16 protein-coding genes are annotated in these 16,443 nt (G+C 67.6%); 4 read left to right on the forward strand and 12 right to left on the reverse strand.

The features are described 5' to 3' along the window. Positions 1-121: 121 nt before the first annotated feature. From ABZ319_RS07880 to ABZ319_RS07890, 3 genes are all read right to left on the reverse strand, one after another. The gene (locus ABZ319_RS07880) at positions 122-1,585 is read right to left on the reverse strand and encodes an SDR family NAD(P)-dependent oxidoreductase (protein ID WP_354985570.1); all 1,464 of its coding nucleotides are present in this window, start codon (positions 1,583-1,585) and stop codon (positions 122-124) included. Positions 1,586-1,758: 173 nt separating this feature from the next. Beyond that, the gene (locus tag ABZ319_RS07885; protein ID WP_354985571.1) at positions 1,759-3,291 is read right to left on the reverse strand and encodes a hypothetical protein; all 1,533 of its coding nucleotides are present in this window, start codon (positions 3,289-3,291) and stop codon (positions 1,759-1,761) included. Beyond that, the gene (locus ABZ319_RS07890) at positions 3,288-3,503 is read right to left on the reverse strand and encodes a hypothetical protein (protein WP_354985572.1); all 216 of its coding nucleotides are present in this window, start codon (positions 3,501-3,503) and stop codon (positions 3,288-3,290) included. The genes ABZ319_RS07885 and ABZ319_RS07890 overlap by 4 nt, the downstream gene beginning before the upstream one ends. Positions 3,504-3,728: 225 nt before the next feature. Between ABZ319_RS07890 and ABZ319_RS07895 the strand changes: the two genes are divergently transcribed. The 3 genes from ABZ319_RS07895 to ABZ319_RS07905 all read left to right on the forward strand — a co-directional run bounded on the left by ABZ319_RS07895 (position 3,729) and on the right by ABZ319_RS07905 (position 6,343). Continuing rightward, positions 3,729-4,433 (forward strand): TetR/AcrR family transcriptional regulator, encoded by a 705-nt coding sequence (locus ABZ319_RS07895; RefSeq protein WP_354985573.1) that lies wholly within the window; start codon positions 3,729-3,731, stop codon positions 4,431-4,433. 103 nt (positions 4,434-4,536) lie between these two features. Beyond that, complete coding sequence (locus ABZ319_RS07900; protein WP_354985574.1) at positions 4,537-5,682, forward strand: acyl-CoA dehydrogenase family protein; 1,146 nt, start codon at positions 4,537-4,539, stop codon at positions 5,680-5,682. Positions 5,683-5,719: 37 nt separating this feature from the next. Further along, positions 5,720-6,343 (forward strand): TetR/AcrR family transcriptional regulator, encoded by a 624-nt coding sequence (locus ABZ319_RS07905; RefSeq protein WP_354985575.1) that lies wholly within the window; start codon positions 5,720-5,722, stop codon positions 6,341-6,343. 399 nt (positions 6,344-6,742) lie between these two features. Here ABZ319_RS07905 and ABZ319_RS07910 read toward each other — a convergent pair whose 3' ends face one another. The 6 genes from ABZ319_RS07910 to ABZ319_RS07935 form a co-directional block, all read right to left on the reverse strand. Next, complete coding sequence (locus ABZ319_RS07910) at positions 6,743-6,994, reverse strand: hypothetical protein (protein WP_354985576.1); 252 nt, start codon at positions 6,992-6,994, stop codon at positions 6,743-6,745. A gap of 285 nt (positions 6,995-7,279) precedes the next feature. Then, positions 7,280-8,341, reverse strand: a complete 1,062-nt coding sequence (locus tag ABZ319_RS07915) for a DNA primase small subunit domain-containing protein (protein ID WP_354985577.1) — start codon at positions 8,339-8,341, stop codon at positions 7,280-7,282. Next, complete coding sequence (locus ABZ319_RS07920; protein WP_354985578.1) at positions 8,338-9,453, reverse strand: ATP-dependent DNA ligase; 1,116 nt, start codon at positions 9,451-9,453, stop codon at positions 8,338-8,340. The genes ABZ319_RS07915 and ABZ319_RS07920 overlap by 4 nt, the downstream gene beginning before the upstream one ends. A 109-nt stretch (positions 9,454-9,562) precedes the next feature. Beyond that, positions 9,563-9,964 carry a cold shock domain-containing protein gene (locus ABZ319_RS07925; protein ID WP_354985579.1) on the reverse strand — a complete coding sequence of 134 codons (402 nt, stop codon included), beginning with the start codon at positions 9,962-9,964 and terminating at the stop codon, positions 9,563-9,565. Between the two features lie 41 nt (positions 9,965-10,005). Continuing rightward, positions 10,006-11,106, reverse strand: coding sequence for an SPFH domain-containing protein (locus ABZ319_RS07930; protein WP_354985665.1), 1,101 nt, complete (start codon positions 11,104-11,106; stop codon positions 10,006-10,008). Positions 11,107-11,125: 19 nt separating this feature from the next. Continuing rightward, a complete protein-coding gene (locus ABZ319_RS07935) occupies positions 11,126-11,359 on the reverse strand; it encodes a hypothetical protein (RefSeq protein WP_354985580.1) in 234 nt (77 codons plus the stop codon). Between the two features lie 272 nt (positions 11,360-11,631). Here ABZ319_RS07935 and ABZ319_RS07940 point away from each other — a divergent pair, with 272 nt between their 5' ends. Continuing rightward, positions 11,632-13,164: a DHA2 family efflux MFS transporter permease subunit gene (locus tag ABZ319_RS07940; RefSeq protein ID WP_354985581.1), complete on the forward strand. Its 1,533-nt coding sequence runs from the start codon at positions 11,632-11,634 to the stop codon at positions 13,162-13,164. A gap of 120 nt (positions 13,165-13,284) precedes the next feature. Here ABZ319_RS07940 and ABZ319_RS07945 read toward each other — a convergent pair whose 3' ends face one another. The 3 genes from ABZ319_RS07945 to ABZ319_RS07955 all read right to left on the reverse strand — a co-directional run bounded on the left by ABZ319_RS07945 (position 13,285) and on the right by ABZ319_RS07955 (position 16,415). Continuing rightward, positions 13,285-13,788 carry a hypothetical protein gene (locus tag ABZ319_RS07945; RefSeq protein WP_354985582.1) on the reverse strand — a complete coding sequence of 168 codons (504 nt, stop codon included), beginning with the start codon at positions 13,786-13,788 and terminating at the stop codon, positions 13,285-13,287. 198 nt (positions 13,789-13,986) lie between these two features. Then, on the reverse strand, positions 13,987-15,063 hold the full coding sequence (gene mraY / locus ABZ319_RS07950) for a phospho-N-acetylmuramoyl-pentapeptide-transferase (protein ID WP_354985583.1): 1,077 nt from the start codon (positions 15,061-15,063) through the stop codon (positions 13,987-13,989). A gap of 128 nt (positions 15,064-15,191) precedes the next feature. Continuing rightward, a complete protein-coding gene (locus ABZ319_RS07955; protein WP_354985584.1) occupies positions 15,192-16,415 on the reverse strand; it encodes a cytochrome P450 in 1,224 nt (407 codons plus the stop codon). Positions 16,416-16,443 lie beyond the last annotated feature (28 nt).

The following is a 16,443-nucleotide window of genomic DNA, read 5'->3' on the forward strand; positions in this document are numbered from 1 at the left end:
ATATGCGCATCTAACTATGTATCTCACTTTCAGACGCGGAAAGCGCCCCAAACCCCACAAGGTCTAAAGACTGCCTTGAAAAGAGGGGCGGGGCGCGAGCGGCGTGATCACCGAAAGTTGGTTACCAGGCGGAGGATTCGTAGTCCTTGAGGAACACGCCGTAGACGTCGTCGCCGTCCTCGCCGCGCACGATCGGGTCGTACACGCGGGCCGCGCCGTCGACCAGGTCCAGGGGGGCGTGGAAGCCTTCCTCGGCCAGGCGGATCTTGGTGTAGTGCGGGCGTTCGTCGGTGATCCAGCCGGTGTCGACGGCGGTCATCAGGATGTTGTCGGCCTCGAACATCTCGCGGGCGCTGGTGCGGGTCAGCATGTTCAGCGCGGCCTTGGCCATATTGGTGTGCGGGTGGCCGGCGCCCTTGTACGCGCGGCCGAACACCCCTTCCATGGCGGAGACGTTCACGACGTACTTGCGGCGGCCGGCGGCCGCGGCCATGGCGGGGCGCAGGCGGGAGATGAGGATGAACGGCGCGACCGAGTTGCACAGCTGCACTTCGAGGAGTTCGGTGGCGTCGACTTCGGCGACGGTCTGCACCCAGCTGTTGGTGTGGGCGAGGTCGGGGACCAGGCCGCCGGCGTCGATGGCCACGCCCTGCGAAATGCGTTCGGGGGTGGCCGATCCCGCGATGAGGGCGAGGTCGGTGATGTCGGCGCCGGTGAGGGTCGGGGTGAGCGAGGCGGTGATGGAGGCCGGGTGGGCCTGCATGGTCTTGCCGAAGCTGATCACGTCGGGCAGCTCGCCCGCGGGCAGCGGGCCGTTCTCGGCTTCGACGAGGGCGCTGTAGGAGCCGGTGGAGCGGCGCACGGTCTGCGCGGCGTTGTTGATGAGGATGTCCAGCGGGCCCTGGGCGGCGACGTCGTCGGCGAGCGCGACGACCTGGGCGGGGTCGCGCAGGTCGATGCCGACGATGCGCAGGCGGTGCAGCCAGTCGGCGCTGTCGGGCTGGGCGGTGAAGCGGCGGATGGCGTCGTTGGGGAAGCGGGTGGTGACGGTGGTGTGGGCGCCGTCGCGCAGCAGGCGCAGGGCGATGTACATGCCGATCTTGGCGCGGCCGCCGGTGAGCAGGGCGCGTTTGCCGGACAGGTCGGTGCGGGCGTCGCGTTTGGCGTGGCTGCGGGCGGCGCATTCGGGGCAGAGCTGGTGGTAGAAGGCGTCGACGCGGGTGTACTTCTGCTTGCAGATGTAGCAGGGGCGGGCGCGCAGCAGGGTGCCGGCGGTGCCGCTGTCGATGACCGAGCCGCTGATGGGGATGCCGGCGGTTTCGTCGTCGATGCGGTTGGGGGAGCCGGTGGCGGTGGCGGCGATGACGGCCTTGTCGGCGGTGGAGATGATGTCGCGGGCGGCGGTGCGGCGGCGCTGCTTGAGTTTTTTGAACATGTGGCCGACGGCGCGCTGGACGGTGACCGAGTCGGGGTGGTCTTTGTCGAGTTCGGCGGCGTGTTCGAGGACCCGGAGGCAGATGGCCAGGTCATCGGGGTCGATGGCCGTGTTCTCGAGTGTCTGGTCCAGTGCGGTGTGCTCGGCCATCGGTACGGGTGGGGTCCTTCGTGGGGGCTGCGGGTGAGGTTCCATTGTCGCATCGCGGGGATGGTGGTCGTGACCGGTGGTGGGTGGTGGCGACGCCGGTCACATTCGGTGTGTGGGCGCCGAACGTGCGCGCACCCCGCCGGTTTCGCGGCGGGGTGCGGTGTGGGTGGGTGCTATTGGGTTGTGGCGGTTGCGGGTTCGAGTGCGGTGGCGTGGTGTGGGTGGTCGAGTTCGCGTGCGCGTTCGGCGAGTTGGGTGCGGAGCCGGGCCGGGATTTCGTCACGTACGCGGGCGAAGGCGTTCCAGACCGCGTCGGGGGTGTGGGCGGTGAGGGCGGTGAGGAAGTCCTCGATGTCGTCCATGGTGTCGATGAGTTCCAGGACTCGGGCGCGCCCGTGCGGTTCCTGGGCGAGGGCGATGTCGACGAGGGTGTCGATGGTGTCGCTCTGGGCGGCGGTGCGTACGGCTGCCAGGAGTTGTTCGGGGGTGAGGTCGCCGATGCAGTGGGCGAGGGTGGGGGTGGTGGTGTCGGGTAGGGCGTGCACCAAAGGCAGTGCCTGGGACCATAGTTGGTGTTCGGCGGTGCTGGTGATGATGGCGCGCAGGACGTCGGGGTCCCCCATGACGGGCAGGGCGGCGAGGCGGCGGCGTTCGGAGTCGGTCATGGCGAGGGCGACGGGGATCATGGCGTCCCAGCGGCCGGCGGTGTCGGCTTGGCGGATGAGGTGGTCGAGGCGGTCGTCGGTTTCGGCGGCGACGCGGGCGGCGACGAAGGCGAGTTGGGCCGGGGGCAGATGGGCGGCGAGGGGTAGGAGTTCGAGCCAGTGTCCGGCGTTGAGGGCGGTGTCGGTGATGGCGGCGAGGACGGGTTCGGCGTGGACGGCGGGGCGTTCGGCGAACAGGCGCAGGCTGTCGTGGCTCATGGCGCTGGTGATGGGCAACAGGGTGGCCCAAGCGTCGAGGTCGGCGACGGCGGCGATGAGGGAGTCAAGGACGGGTCCGCCGAGTCCGGCGGCGGTGTCGCCGATCCAGGCGCGGTTGTGGGGTGCGATGGAGTCGAGCAGGTCGATGCCTTCTGCCCACATGTGTTGTTCGGCGGCGGCGCGGATGATGCCGGGGACGCGGTCGGCGACGATGTGCAGGACGTTGTCGATGGCGGTTTTGTCTTCGAGTAGGAAGCCGATGCGCAGGAGGTCGATGTCGCTCATGACGGGTGCGGCGGCGCGCAGGGCGGGTTCGGGGATGACGTGGACGAAGCGGCCCATGGTGATGTGGTCGCCGTGGGCCAGGAGTTCGCGGGCGACTTTTTCGACGAGTGCGGGTGGGACGGCGGCGATGATGGCGGCGGTGCGGCGGGGGTCGATCTGGACGGCGACGGCGGCGAGGAAGGCCGGGGGGAGGGTTTTGGCGATGTCGATGGCGCGGGTGGGTTCGACGGCGCCGGCGATGGCGGCGCACAGGACGGGTCCGAAGGCGCGTTCGGCGACTTTGGCGCTGATGCTGACGGGGACGAGTTTGGCTGCTTGGGCGACGGTGTGGAGGCGTTTGGCGTCGCGGTCGAAGAGGCGGTCGGTGGCGCGTTCGCGGAATTGGCGGATGGCCGCGGGTGGGAGGTCGACGAGGAAGTCGAGGTCGGTGGGGTCCGAGATGCCGAGCAGGCGTGCGAGTTTGGTGGTTTCGGCGACGGCGGCGAGGTGTTCGCTCATAGGCCCAGTGCTTTCTTGACGGCGGGGCGCATGAGGCGCGGGACGAAGTCGAGGGAGTTGGCGATGGCGGTGTCGAGGGTGGTGGCGCGCCGGGTGAGTGCGGTGGTGAGGAGGCGGTCGAGTTCGGTGAGGTCGGTGTCGGTGAGTTGGCCGAAGGCCTCGGGCAGGGGTGCCTGCAGGGTGGTGGCGAGGGTGTGTGCGGGTTCGGGCATGGCGGGCTTTCGGGGTCGGCTGCTCGGGTGGGCGGTCGGTGTCCGGTGGGGTGCCCACTCGTCGCCGTGCGTACCGCCGGTACGAGTTTCGATACTGGCAGTACGTTTTGGGTGAGCGCAATGCCGGGTGGTTGATCGGGGTTGTGGCCTCGGTCACGCGATGGTCGGGTTGTCGCACGGTTCGGTGGGCGAGTGAACGCTGGGAGCCCGTCGTACCGTCGGTACATGTACACTGCGCTGGTGGTTCGGACATCTGCCGGTACGGCCGCGGTGACCCGCGATGACATCGTGAACGCGGCGATTCGGGTGATCGATCGTGATGGTCCCCGGCCGAGCATGGATGACATCGCTCGTGAGGCGGGTATCACCAAGCCGCGCCTGTATCGCCAGTTCGCGGACAAGGGTGATCTGTTCACCGAGATCGCCACGCGGATGTCGCAGCGCGCGTTCTCGGCGGCGGGTTCGGATATGACGCTGATGCTGGCGCCGCCGCGGGTGGCGTTGCGGCGGGTGTTCACCGATTACGCGAACGGAATCCTGGAGCACCCCAATGTGTTCCGGTATCTGGGGCAGGCGCCGGTGTTGCAGCAGTCGGGGGTGTTGCAGCTGGATCTGGGGCGGGAGGCGTCGGGGCGGTTGTCGGCGATGGCGCGGTCGGTGGCCGAGGCGGTGCCGCTCGAGACCTCGGGGATCGATTATCTGTCGCGGGCGCTGGTGGGTGCGGTGGTGGCGATCACCGATCTGTGGTTGCGCGATTCGGATCGGCCGTCCCAGGGTGAGACCGATGAGTTCATCGATCAGGCAACGGAATTGGTGTGGGGGTTGATCGATGGGTTCTTGCGCAGGCAGGGGATCGAGGCCGATCCCGATGTTCCGATCTTCACCACGTTCGCCGAGGTGAATCGGTCACGGGCGGGGGATGCGGGGTAGTGCCGGGGGCCGGCTGTTGACACTTTGTTGACACGATGCCAATAGCAGTGCACCCTTGTCCACGAGGCGCGGTGGTGCGCGCCCGGGACACGAAGGAACGACAATGGCACGCCCGGCATGGAGCGACGACGAGGTCGAGGCCGTACGCGGACTCGCGAAAACCTTCTTCGAGAAGGAGGTGGTCCCGCACGAGGACAAATTCATCGAGCAGGGCCATCCCGACCGCGAGCTCTACCGGCGCGCGGGTGAACTCGGCCTGCTGTGCGCTGCGATCCCGGCCGAATACGGCGGCGGCGGTGGCACTTTCGCGCACGAGGCGGCCATCATCGAAGCCCAGTGCCAGCAGGGCGACGGTGCCATGGGCATGCCGGTGCACTCCTCGATCATCGCGCCCTACATCCACGAGTTCGGCTCCGAGGAGCTCAAGCGCTCGGTGCTGCCGCGCGCGGCCAGCGGTGAGATGGTGCTCTCGATCGGTATGACCGAGCCGGGCACCGGTTCGGATCTGCAGGCGATCAAGACCCGCGCGGTGCGCGAGGGCGACGAATACGTCATCACCGGATCGAAGATCTTCATCTCCAACGGGTGGCTGTGCGACGGCATCATCCTGGCGGTCAAGACCGATCCGGCGCTGGGCGCGGCCGGGGTCTCGCTGATCTTCGCCGAGGTCGGGGACGACACCCCCGGATTCACGCGCGGGCGCATCCTGTCCAAGATGGGCGGCAAGGGCCAGGACACCGCCGAGCTGTTCTTCGACGGGCTGCGGGTGCCGGCCACGAATCTGCTGGGCTCGGCCGAGGGCCAGGGCTTCTATCAGATGATGCAGATGCTGGCCCAGGAACGCCTGGTCACGGCCATCATGGCGGTGGCGATGACCGAGCGCGCGGTGGAATTGACCATCGAGTACACCAAGGGCCGCGAGGCGTTCGGCAAGCCGCTGTTCGCGATGCAGAACACCCGCTTCGAGCTCGCGGAGTGCGCGACCATCGCCAAGGTGGGCCGGGTTTTCCTGGACGACTGCATCAGCAAGCACCTGCGCGGTGAGCTGGACATTCCCACCGCCGCCATGTCGAAGTACTGGTTGACCGATCAACTCGGTAATGTGGTGGATCGCTGCCTGCAGTTCTTCGGCGGCTACGGGTACATGACCGAATACCCGATTGCCCAGCTGTACACCGGCGCCCGGATCCTGCGGATCCTCGCGGGCGCCAACGAGGTGATGAAGGACCTCATTGCCCGCTCACTCTGACAGTCACGCACCGTCGAAGCCCGGCGGTACCGGCCCGGTGACCGCCGACGACGCCCCGTCGCGGCGGCGTCGGCTCGAGCCCGACGAACGCCGCGCGCAGATACTGTCCTGCGCGATCGACATGTTCGGCGAACGTCCGTACGCCGCGGTGTCCACCGCCGAGCTCGCCCAGCGAGCCGGGGTGGCCCGCGGGCTGATCAACCATTACTTCGGCAACAAGCGCGACCTGTACCTGGCGGTCGTGCGCCGCATGGTGACCCTGCCGCGCGCGCTCGAGATGGGGGTGCCCACCGGCACCACCCGCGAGCGCGTGAACGCCAGCGTGGCATGGCTGCTGGACACCATCGGCGAACACGGCACCACCTGGGTCAAGGTCACCGGCCTCGAGGGGATCGGCGACGATCCCGAGGTGCAGCGCATCCTGGACGAGGCCGACAACGCCGCCGCGATTCGCGTCGTGCAGATGGTCGGGCTCGAGGATTCGCTGCACAGCGCCGAACTCCAGGCCCTGGTCCGCTGTTACGGCGGTCTGGTCAAAGCCGCGGGCCGCGAATGGATCGTGCGCGGCAGCCTGACCCGCCCCCAGGTCCACGACCTGCTCGCCGACACCCTCACCACCCTGATCGGCGAGTCCTTCCCGAAGGTCCACGGCGCGCGCTGATCTCGGGCACGCACCGCAGGCGTGCACTCGATGCGACAACACCCGATGGTCCCGGCTCGAACCGGGACCATCGCGGTATCGCCCGGTTACGGGGTGTGCGGAACGAAGACCGGCGCCGGGTCGGTCCGGACAGGTGCGCGCGTGGGTCGAATCGGCCGACTGCGGCTCGGTCGGCGGCGATCTCCTGCACCAGACAGTCCTGATCGATGTCGTCCAGATTCGCACGCGCGCAGCCGAACCCGAACCGAAGCGACAGGCCATCGTCATCCGCGCGACCGTGGAGAACGTCTGGGGGGCGCTGGCTCGTCAGCGACATCGACTCCCCATTGATGTAAGCCGAGCATCAGGTGCGCCCCGCCCGATCGGCAGTGAATGTCCGGGTGGGGGTGGCCGGGCTCGCTAGAGGCGGGGGTCGAAGACCAGGCGGAAGCCGGTCAGGGTCAGGGTGTTGTCGGGGGCGTGGGCGGCCTCCACCCAGAACTCGCGGCCGGGCAGCTCGTTGCGGGGCAGGTCGGCTTGGGCGGCTATCTGGGCGGCGGGCCATTGGATGGCCATCCAGGATGGGTGCCAGGGGGTTTCGAGGTAGGCGATCGCTTTGTCGCCCTCGCCGATCACCAGGACGCAGCGCACCTTCACGCGCTCGGTGCTCACCCCACCATGGTGCATCGGGGACCGGCGCGGCGGGGGCGGCGTGCGCGGTTGTGCCGACAATGCGGCCGCGCAGTTACCCGGCGGGCCGGTCCCGCGGCGCACGCCGAGTGCCGGTCACAACGGCGAACAGTCACCGTCCACCAGCCGCGTTCGGTCGTACCCGGGTCCGAGCGCGGCCGATGAAGTGGGCGGCCGGTGCGGAATGTGCCTGCCGTGCACGCTTATCGATGTTCTTGCGGCACGCGGAGTCCGGCATGCGCGAGCGCCGCGCGGACCACTCTGCTGCTAGTCGGCGTCCTTGCGGGCCCGTGAGGGTTGTACCCGCGAGGGCTCGTTCGGCATTTTCGGGTACTGCGGGGGCCAGGGAGCATCCTGGAGGCCCGCGGCCAAATCCTTGTCGGACAGCTCGAGCAGGGGAGTCAGGTCCTGGGGCGTGCGGTCGGACCAGGGGTCGCCGAACTCGGCGACGCGGGCGGGGACCGTGGCGATGGTCAGCTCGTCGTTGGTGACCTCGGGCAGCGCGTCCCAGGAGATCGGGGTCGAGACCTGGGCGCCGACCTTCGGGCGCACGCACCAGGCGCCGAACACCGTTTTGTGCGGGGCGTTCTGGTTGTAGTCCACGAACACCCGGGAGCCGCGTTCTTCTTTCCACCACTGGGCGGTGATGGTGTCGGGGTGCCGGCGTTCGAGTTCGCGGGCCAGGGCGACCGCGGCCGCGCGCACCTGGTAGCCGTCCCAGCGCGGTTCGAGCAACGCGTACAGGTGCAGCCCGCGCGACCCGGATGTCTTGATACGCACGTCGATACCGAGTTCGCCGCACAGCTCGCGGGTGCGCTGGGCCGCGGCGCGCAGATCGTCGAAGGAGATGCCGGGCGAGGGATCGAGGTCGATGCGCAACTCGTCGGTGACCCCGGTCGGGGGCAGCAGTTCCCCGGCCGCGTCGTACACCGGCGGTGCGGTGCTCGCCGCGGGGGCGTCGGCGTGGGTGGGCCAGACGTGAAATCCCAAGCAGCCCAGGTTGACCGCCCACAGCAGGTGCGCCATGTCCGCGGCGACCAGGGCGTCGCTGACCGTGCCGTTGGGGGTGGAGACCTCGGTGGTCTGCAGCCAGGACGGCACCGATTTCGGGACGCGTTTCTGGAACCAGGACTTGCCGCCCGCGCCGTCGGGATAGCGTTCGAGCAGCACCGGGCGGTCCCGGATGGTGTTCATGATGGGTTCGGCGACCGCGAGGTAGTAGTTGACCAGATCGAGCTTGGTCTCCCCGCGCTTGCTGAAGTAGATCTTGCCGGGGTTGGAGATGGCGACGGTGCGCCCGTCGACCTCGATCTCGACCGAATCGCTCACCGCACAGTGCCTTTCGCCGCTCGGGCTTGATCGAAGATGTCGGCCAGCTCGGCGGGGGCGACCTCGTCGAGCTGGGCGTAGGTGCACGATCGCGGGGTGCGATCGGTGCGGAAGCGGGCCAGGCGCCCGCCGTGGCGGAACCGCCCCGCCATGACGTGTTCGTAGCGGACCTCGGCGACCAGTTCCGGGCGCAGCGGCTCCCACGACAGGTCCTTGCCCCCGGTCCAGCGGCTCACGCCGCCGGGCATCTTGCCGTCCGCGCGGGCCTGGGCGGCCGCGTCGGCCCATTCGCGCCACGGATGATTCTCGAGCGCGTTCTCGCGCAGCGGGGCGAGTTCGGTGACGAGTTCTTTGCGGCGTTTGGCGGTGAAGGAGCTGGCCACGCCCACGTGATGCAGGTTGCCGTCCTCGTCGAACAACCCCAGCAGCAGCGAGCCGACCCCTTCGCCGTCCTTGTGCCAGCGAAATCCCGCGACCACGCAGTCCGCGGTGCGTTCGTGTTTGACCTTGAACATCACCCGTTTGTCCTGCAGGTAGCCCAGATCCGCGGCCTTGACCATGACCCCGTCGAACCCCGCGCCCTCGAACCGGGTGAACCAGTCCTGGGCGACCTCGGGATCATCGGTCATGGGCGTGAGGTGGATGCGGGTCGCGCCCGCGTCGGGTCCGCGCGAATCGAGCAGGGTTTCCAGCAGGGCGCGGCGTTCGGCGAACGGTTCACCGGTCAGATCCCGGTCCCCGAGCGCGAGCAGATCGAAGGCCACGAAACTGGCCGGGGTCTCGACCGCGAGCTTGTTCACGCGAGAGGCCGCGGGGTGCAGGCGCTGTTGCAGGGTGTCGAAGTCGAGGCCGTGCTCGGTGACGATCACGATCTCCCCGTCGATCACGCACTTGTCCGGCAGCACCGTGCCCAGCAGTTCCACCAGTTCGGGGAAGTACCGGGTCAAGGGGCGATCGTTGCGCGAGCCCAGTTCGATCTCGTCCCCGTCGCGGAACACGATGCACCGGAAGCCATCCCATTTGGGTTCGTAGCGCAGTCCGGATTCGCGCGGCAGGGCCGAGACCGATTTGGCGAGCATCGGTTTGACCGGCGGCATGACGGGCAGCTCCACACGACCTCCTCGGGTTGTCCTACCCAGGTAGACGGTGCGACCGGTGAAAAATCACCGGTCGCGGTCCCTCGAGATCGTACGGGGTGAGCGGTCTGTTGTGCCCGAACCGCTAGCTTTCCAGCCACCCGTGCTGATCGGCGAACGCGGTCAGCCGATCGCGGATGGTCAGTATTTCCCCGGCGGTGAGCGCGGGTGAGGCGTCCAGCAGCAGTTCGGTGATGAGCCGGCGATGTTCGGCCGCACTCAACTGACCGTGCACCCGTTCCTTGCTCTTGTGGGTGCGCACCGGCGGCGGGGGCGCGCTCGCACCCGCGGCCAGCGCCAGATTGACCGCCTTGGGTCCCCGATCACCTTCGGTCACGTCGAATTCGAAGACCCGCCCCTGCCGCAACTCGTCTTCATCCAGTCCGATGTCGTTGACATGGACGAACACGTCCGGCCCACCGTCTTCCGGACGGATGAAACCGAACCCCCGAGAGCTGTCGAACGACACCAATTTCCCGATGGACACCTGAACACCTGCTCCTCGTCGCCGCGTCCCTCGCGGTAACTCTAGTCCGCGGCTCGATCATTGTCGGAGGAAAGTGCCTTTTGCAACGAATTGAAGACAGTCAGGCCCTGACCAACCATGCCATTGATGATTTCGCCGACCCCCTCTGGGCCATTGAGGACCGTAACATTAGCGTGCGCCAAACCGGCCGCCGCGCTCTTGACGATCTCCGGAAGTTGTTCGATCAGAAGCTGATCCAGCGCGATCCGATTGTTCGAGGCCGCCGCCTCGGCCTGGATCCGGGTGCGGTTCGCCTCGGCCTCGGCCAGAATCCGCACCCGCTCGGCCTCGGCCAGCGCGGGCTTGACCACCTCGGCCTGCAACTGCTGTTCGCGCAGCTCGGCCTGTTTGCGCGCCTGCTCGGCCTGGGCCTTCAGCACCTCCTGCAACGCCACCGCCTGCGCGAGCGGACCGGCCTGGGCGGCTTCGGCATTGGCCTTGTCGATGTCGTGCTGATACTGCGCGCGCAGGATCGAGGTCTCGCGCGAATACTCGGCCTGGCGGCGCAGCGATTCCTGTTCGGCCTGGGCGGCGGCCTGCGCGGCCGCGGCCTGGGCGATCTGGGCATCACGCTGGACCGCGGCGTTGTGCGGGGCGGCCAATGCTGTGATGTAGCCGAGGTTGCCGTCATCGATCGACTGGATCTGGAACGAATCGACCGAGAGCCCGATGTTGCCCATCTCGACCTTGGAGGCCACCAGCACCTCATCGGCCAGGCGCTGGCGCTCGCGAATGATCTCCTCCACCGTCATCGAGCCCACGATCGAGCGCAGATGACCGGAGAAGATGCGCCCGGTCAGCACCGACATCTCCTGTTCCTGTTCGGACAGGAAGCGTTGGGCGGCATTGACGATGGACTGGGTGTCGTTGGCGACCTTGAACGCGATGACCGCGCGCACATCGAGCTGAATGGCCTGTTTGGTGACGCATCGTTCGGCGATCTCGGCCTCGAACATCGCCAGCGACAGGAACCGCACCTTGCGGAAGAACGGCAGCACCCAGGTGCCGTGACCGATCACCACCCGGAACGGCGCGTTGTCCTTGCTGCCCCCGCCGCTGACCAGCATGGCCTCATCGGGGTCGGGTACGTGATAACCCAGCACTGTTGTCTCCCTTGATAATTCACATGTCCCCACGATGGCCGCCGGGTAAGGGGATCCACGGCACCACATCGACGATCCGCCCCGGATGCACGCCCACCACCAGCACGGTGGCGCCGGAGTCCAGCGGCTCCGCGGCGCGCGCGATGTACAGCTCGGTCCCCCCTCGAATGGCGACCAGAACCTCACCGAGCATGTGCGGGCCCCGGATCGGCGTGGTCAGCGTACCGGTCAGTCCCAGCACGGGGTCGGACATCGCTGGGAACTCCTTGCCATTCACGGTGAATGCTCAGCGTACGTGGACAAGTGGAGCGTTCCGGTGCCTCGGGGAGGTGAATTCTCGGCCGAATTGTTAGCTAAAGATTCGCTATTTCTCAGTATCGTGGCTGAGGTCCGACGCTGGATGGCGCTGTGTGCGATGGCGAAAGGATCTCGAATGGTTCAGCGAGGTGGAGCCGGCGAAATATTCGGGCGTGTCGGGGCGAACGGCTATTGGTTCTGCGGCGATCGAGCTGGCAGGCTTAAGCGGTGACCACTCCTCCGGATTTAAGCAAAGCGGGTGCGCCCGGCGATGACAAACTCGACGCCGGCGTACTGAAGATCGCCGGCGTCGTCGTTCTCGGCGCCATCATGTCGATTCTCGACATCACCGTGGTGACCGTCGCGATCCCCAAGTTCCAGGAAACCTTCGACACCACGTACGCCATCGCGGCGTGGTCCATGACCGGCTACACCCTGGCCCTGGCCACGGTCATCCCGCTGACCGGCTGGGCGGCGGACCGATTCGGCACCAAACGCCTCTACATGGCGGCGCTGGTGTTCTTCGTGCTCGGCTCGGTGCTGTGCTCCACGGCCTGGAGCATCGAATCGCTCATCGCCTTCCGCGTCATCCAGGGCCTGGGCGGCGGCATGCTCATGCCGCTGGGCATGACGATCATGACCCACGCCGCGGGCCCGCACCGGATCGGGCGCGTCATGGCGGTCCTGGGTGTGCCGATGCTGCTGGGCCCCATCCTGGGCCCGATCCTGGGCGGCTGGCTCATCGACAGCTTCTCCTGGCACTGGATCTTCCTGATCAACCTGCCCATCGGCATCGTCGCGCTCGCGCTGGCGGCGATCATCTTCCCCGCCGACCGGCCCGAACCCTCCGAGTCGTTCGACTTCGTGGGCATGCTGCTGGCCTCACCGGGCCTGGCGCTGTTCCTGTTCGGCGTGTCCTCGATCCCCGAGGCCGGCACCGTGGCGTCCAAGCGCGTGCTGATCCCGGCGATCATCGGCCTGGCGCTGATGGTGGCGTTCGTATTCCACGCCATGCGCGCCAAGCACCCGCTGATCGATCTGCGCCTGTTCCAGAACAAGTCGCTGCGCTACGCGGTCATGACCATGACCCTGTTCGCGATGGCGTTCTTCGGCTCGGGTCTGCTGCTGCCCAGCTACCTGCAGCAGGTGCGCGGGGAATCCACGCTCATGGCCGGCCTGCTCATCGCCCCCCAGGGCTTGGGCGCGATGCTCACCATGCCGATCGCGGGCCGCCTGGTCGACAAGATCGGACCCGGCAAGATCGTGCTCACCGGTATCACGGTGATGTCGCTCGGAGTGGCGTTCCTGACCCAGGTCAGCGCCGACACCCCGTACCCGATGCTGTGCGCGGCGCTGTTCGTCACCGGTCTGGGCATGGGCTGCACCATGATGCCGACCATGACCGCGGCCATCCAGACCCTGACCCACGCGCAGGTCGCGCGCGGCTCGACCCTGATGAACATCGTCAACCAGACCGCCGGTTCCATCGGCACCGCGGTCATCTCGGTGGTGCTGACCAACCTGCTCAACAACCAAAGCTTGGCCCAGACCGCGATCGCCTCGAACTACAACCCCGCGATCGCCGGCCAACTGCCACCGGGTGCCCTCGAGACCGGATTCGACCAGGCCGCAACCGCTTTCGGGCACACCTTCGTGGTGGCGCTGGTGCTGCTGGTGGTCACCCTGATCCCGGCGTTCTTCCTGCCCCGGGTCAAGCCCAAGGATCCCGAAGTGGCCGGACAGGTCGTGGCCGCGCACTGATCCGCGCGCACCGATCCACCCGCCGAAACAGCGAAACCCCGTACCGGACCGCGATTCTCATCGCGGAAAGGTACGGGGTTTTCGTGTTCACGGGCTCGCGACCCGCGAGTGGTGCTCAGCTCACGCGCAGGCGGGGGAGACCACGTTGCCCAGGGTCAGCATGTTGCAGATCCACTCCTTCTGGACCTTCCACTTGCCGTCCTCGACCACCATCGGCACGGTCGCCTGCTGCGGGGCGCCACCGGCGATCGCGGCCTGCGCGTCCGCGGTCAGGGTGCCGTTGCCCAGATCGGTCACCCCGGTGACGGTGATGGTGGCCTTGTTCTGCTGGTAGAAGTCGGTCAGCAGCTGGGGCAGGTTCGGGTCGGCCGAAACACCCTGCAGGAACGTGGTCTTCTGATCCAGGGGCACCGCGGGATCGGTCACGCGCTGCAGTTCGGCGTTCAGATCCGCCACGGTCGGGGCGGGCGGGTAGTTGCCCGCCGGGGCGGCCGTGGTCGCCTTCGAGGTGGTGCTCTTGGCGGTCGTGCCGGGCTTGTCGCCCTCACCGCACGCGGACAATCCCAGGGCGGTCACGACGGTCAGCGCGGCGATCGCGATGCGTCCGGTCATGTGAAGCGTCAACTGCTCGTCCTTTTCATTTCGTATACCTCCGGGCCGCAACAGCTCCGGGGCCCAATCCGCACGGCCGCCCCGCGAGCGAGGTGACCGTCCGCTGACAGACCTTACTGAGAAGTACGCGAGAAAACCCGCCCCCGGTCGGTCAGCGGGGTCCTTTGCCGCCGAATCCTCATCGCGCGCTCACCAACTCCTCAGAGTTCTCTAACTCGTCGCGGTCAGGTGATCGCCGTAGAACAGCATCAGCCCGGTCGCCGCGGCCACCGCTCCCAGCAGCCAGAACCGGATCGAGACAGTGGTTTCGGGCCAGCTGCTGAGCTCGAAGTGATGATGCAGCGGCGCCATCCGGAACAGCCGGCGCTTGGAACTTTTGAACACCGCGATCTGCAACAGCACCGACAGGATCTCCGCGCAGAACAGCGCGCCCACGACCACCATCAGCAGTTCGGTGCGCGAGGTGATCGACAACCCCGCCAGCAGCCCGCCCAGCGCCAGCGATCCGGTGTCGCCCATGAAGATCTTGGCCGGGGCCGCGTTCCACCACAGGAACCCCACGCACGCCGCCGCGGTCGCCGCGCAGACCATCGCCAGATCCAGAGGATCGCGCACGCTGTAGCAGCCCTGGCCCGGGCGGGTGGTGCACGCGTTGGTGTACTGCCAGAACGTGATCAGCACATAGGCGCCCAGCGTCAGGCCCATCGCCCCGGCCGCGAGACCGTCCAGCCCGTCGGTGATGTTGACCGCGTTGGACCAGGCCACCACCAGGAACACCACCAGCAGCAGGAACAGCGGGGTGATCAGCGAGAGCCACGGCAGGTCCCGCAGGATCGAGACGTGCCGGCTGCCCGGGGTCAGCCCGGTGCTGTCGGGGAACCGCAGCACCAGCACCCCGAACACCACCGCCGCGCCCACCTGCCCCACATACTTTCCGGTGGCGGTCAATCCGAGATTGCGGCGCTTGTACAGCTTGATGAAATCGTCCAGGAATCCCACCACCCCCAGGGCGGTGGCCAAACCCAGCACCAGCAGCCCCGACGCGGTGACCCCCGGTTCGTCGTTGCCGATCCCGATCAGATGCGACCCCAGGTACCCCGCCCACATCCCCAGCACGATCGCGATCCCGCCCATGGTCGGGGTCCCGCGCTTGGCCAGGTGCGTGCGCGGCCCGTCCGCCCGGATCTCCTGCCCCAACTGCTGCCGCGCGAAGATCCGCACCAGCACCGGCGTCACCGTGATCGACACCGCCAACGCGATCATCGCCGCGAACAGAATCTGCTTCATAAGGCCCCCACGGGCCGCCGCGAGCCGCGCGGCCCAATAGATCTGACACTGTCCAAAACGTTTCAGATGCTAGTCACAACCGGGCCCGCACACCCATCCGCACACAATCGCACCCCCTGGATCGGTCCTCACCCGTAGTGCACGTGCCAGCTCTTGATCGCGTTGAGCCAGCTCGAGCGCAGGCGGACCGGGTCCGAGACCTGGCGCAGGTTCGGCATCACCTCGGCGATCGTGTTGAACATCAGGTCGATCTGCAGGCGGGCCAGGTTCGCACCCGCGCAGTAGTGGGTGCCGTTGCCGCCGAAGCCCACGTGCGGATTGTGGGTGCGCAGGACATCGAAGGTGTACGGGTCCTGGAAGTGATCCTCGTCGAAATTGGCCGAGGCGTAGAACAATCCGACGCGGTCACCGCGCGCGATGCGCTGACCGCCGATCACGGTGTCCTCGAGCGCGGTGCGCTGCAGGGCCACCACGGGGCTGGCCCAGCGCACGATCTCATCGGGGGCCGTGCGCGGGCGCTGATCCTTGTACAGCTCCCACTGCTCGGGGTTGTCCACGAACGCCTTCATCCCGTGGGTGATGGCGTTGCGGATCGTCTCGTTGCCGCCCACGATCAGCAGCACCACTAACCACGCGAACTCGTCCGAGGCCAGCGCCTCGCCCTCGATGTCCGAGCGCAGCAGCGAGGTCGCGATATCGTCCATCGGGCAGGCGCGCTTCTCCTCGGCCAGACCCCACGCGTACATGACCTCGGCGGTGGCCATGCGGTGATCACCCTCGAAATCGGGATCCTCGTAGCCCATCATCTGATTGGTCCAGCCGAAGATCTTGTGCCGGTCGGCCTGGGGCACCCCGATCAGATCCGCGATCGCCTGCAACGGCAGCTCCGCGGCGACCTGCTCCACGAAATCACCGCCGCCGCTGCGCTTGGCCTCGTGCACGATCCGCTGCGCGCGCTCGCGCAGCGCATCACGCAGCGAGTCCACCGCGCGCGGGGTGAAACCCTTGGCGATGATGCGCCGGTACTTGGTGTGCCGGGGCGGATCCATGTTCAGCAGCAGCGCGCGCTGGATCTCGATCTCCGGGCGCGTGGTGTCCTCGGTGAACCGGATCACCACCGTGTTCTCCTCCGAGGAGAACACCTCGGGTTTGCGCGAGATCTCCTTGACGTCATCGAGTTTGGTCACCGCCCAGTAGCCGTCGGAGTCGAAGCCGCTGGTTCCGCGCGGCTGCGGATTCCAGTACACCGGTGCGGTGCGGCGCAATTCGGCGAACTCGGCGATGGGCAAACGCTGGGCGAGCAGATCCGGATCAGTGAAGTCGAAACCGGGGGGAATGGACGGCGCGGGCACGGAACCTCCTGTGGCACATGATCATCAG

This window comes from Nocardia sp. NPDC005978 (assembly GCF_040614455.1).
In the GTDB taxonomy this organism is placed as follows: Bacteria; Actinomycetota; Actinomycetes; order Mycobacteriales; family Mycobacteriaceae; genus Nocardia.

Coding starts and splice junctions, on each gene's coding strand:
- ABZ319_RS07890 (WP_354985572.1), bottom strand. CDS start 3,503: ATGCCCGAACCCGCACACACCCTCGCCACCACCCTGCAGGCACCCCTG.
- mraY (WP_354985583.1), bottom strand. CDS start 15,063: ATGAAGCAGATTCTGTTCGCGGCGATGATCGCGTTGGCGGTGTCGATC.
- ABZ319_RS07935 (WP_354985580.1), bottom strand. CDS start 11,359: ATGTCCGACCCCGTGCTGGGACTGACCGGTACGCTGACCACGCCGATC.
- ABZ319_RS07895 (WP_354985573.1), top strand. CDS start 3,729: ATGTACACTGCGCTGGTGGTTCGGACATCTGCCGGTACGGCCGCGGTG.
- ABZ319_RS07885 (WP_354985571.1), bottom strand. CDS start 3,291: ATGAGCGAACACCTCGCCGCCGTCGCCGAAACCACCAAACTCGCACGC.
- ABZ319_RS07880 (WP_354985570.1), bottom strand. CDS start 1,585: ATGGCCGAGCACACCGCACTGGACCAGACACTCGAGAACACGGCCATC.
- ABZ319_RS07900 (WP_354985574.1), top strand. CDS start 4,537: ATGGCACGCCCGGCATGGAGCGACGACGAGGTCGAGGCCGTACGCGGA.